1 protein-coding gene is annotated in these 1,041 nt (G+C 47.6%); it reads right to left on the bottom strand.

The window, feature by feature from the left end:
• Positions 1-1,032 (bottom strand): purine nucleoside transporter PunC (gene punC / locus R7Q47_RS26515; RefSeq protein ID WP_318090294.1); only part of this gene is annotated, 1,032 nt, incomplete at its 3' end.
• Between the last annotated feature and the right edge of the window lie 9 nt (positions 1,033-1,041).

Below are 1,041 nucleotides of genomic sequence, written 5' to 3'. Positions count from 1 at the left end.
GCTGCTCACGGTAATTTGCAGGCTGTTTTGCAAACCAGCTGCGGTTGCAGGGCTTTGCTTCGCACTTGCCAATGCACGGTTTACTACGATTGGGTACAACGCACCATTCGCTACCGCAATCAGACAGAAAGGCGCTAGGATTGGCCAGATGGAGGTCAATTCCCACTGCGAAGCTACAAAGATAAGCAACGCGGCAACACTGAATAAACCGATCAACTGACGTAGAATTTTTTCATCACCAAATTTGCGAACACCAACTTTACCTAGGTAACCACCCACCATGAAAGCAATGGTTTGTGGGATAAAGCTCAAACCGATGTCTTTTGCTTCGTAGCCGAGTTGAGACATGATTTCTGGCATACCAGTAAGGTAAGCAAAGAACGCTGCCGACGCGGTTGCGAACATAAACACGTTACCTAGGTAAGTTTTTGAACCTAGTAACGCTTTAATATCCGCAGACATGCTGGTTTGTTTGATTTCGGCTTGTTCGTTCTTTTGTGCCATGGTGGCAGCAACCAGCACCACGCCAACAAGCGTTAATGCGATAAAAATACTGTGCCAACCAAAGCTATCCGCTAAAACCACACCCAGTTGAGGTGCAAGTGCTGGTGATAGTGCCACCAACGGCATGATGGTTGCAAAAATTTGCTGGCTACTGCTGGAGTAACGCTTGATCACCATCGCTTGCCAGATAACCGCAGGAGCACACACGCCGATTGCTTGCACAAAGCGCAGTGTCAGTAGCTGCCAAACTTCATCGCAGAATGCTAAGCCGAATGAGGCAATGGTAAAGAGTACCAGACCTGCGGCCAGCGTATTGCGGTGACCAAATTTATCCGATGCCAATCCCCACATCAGCTGACCAAAAGCCATACCTACAAGAAATACGGTCAGAGAAAGTGCGATTTGTTCGGGACCTGTAGCAAAGTCGATTTCCATCGCTTTGAACGCAGGTAAGTACATGTCAGTGGCAACAAAGCCAAGCATGGATAAAGCTGCAAGATAAACGAGCTGTAGTTTTGAGATTTTCATGATTCAACC

The sequence above is a fragment of the Vibrio sp. Vb0349 genome (assembly GCF_033338975.1).
The sequence above is the reverse complement of the archived record's forward strand: the minus strand, read 5'-3'. Positions and strand labels throughout refer to the sequence as shown.